Genomic DNA, 267 nt, shown 5'->3' with positions numbered 1-267 from the left:
CGGAAGGTGCGGCTGGAATACCTCCTTTCTAGAGCCCGATTTCCGGCTCGACTGCGCAACATATGATCGTTAAGAAAAAGAAAAACTCAGAAGAAAGTACCTGCCCGGCCTATTGGTCAGGAATGGAGGGTCCCTTCGAGGAGATGAACAGATAAGCCAGTCCCGTAGCTCAGTTGGTTAGAGCACTACACTGATAATGTAGGGGTCAGCAGTTCAAATCTGCTCGGGACTACCATTTAAGATTGAATGGAAAGGGGAATTAGCTCA

At 48.3% G+C, this 267-nt stretch carries 1 tRNA gene; it reads left to right on the top strand.

The features are described 5' to 3' along the window. Positions 1 to 158: 158 nt before the first annotated feature. A tRNA-Ile gene (locus ACP6L2_RS18185) sits at positions 159 to 235 on the top strand. Positions 236 to 267 lie beyond the last annotated feature (32 nt).

Source organism: Sphingobacterium lactis (assembly GCF_051951495.1).
In the GTDB taxonomy this organism is placed as follows: Bacteria; Bacteroidota; Bacteroidia; order Sphingobacteriales; family Sphingobacteriaceae; genus Sphingobacterium; species Sphingobacterium lactis_A.
This window is presented reverse-complemented; position numbering and strand designations above follow the sequence as displayed.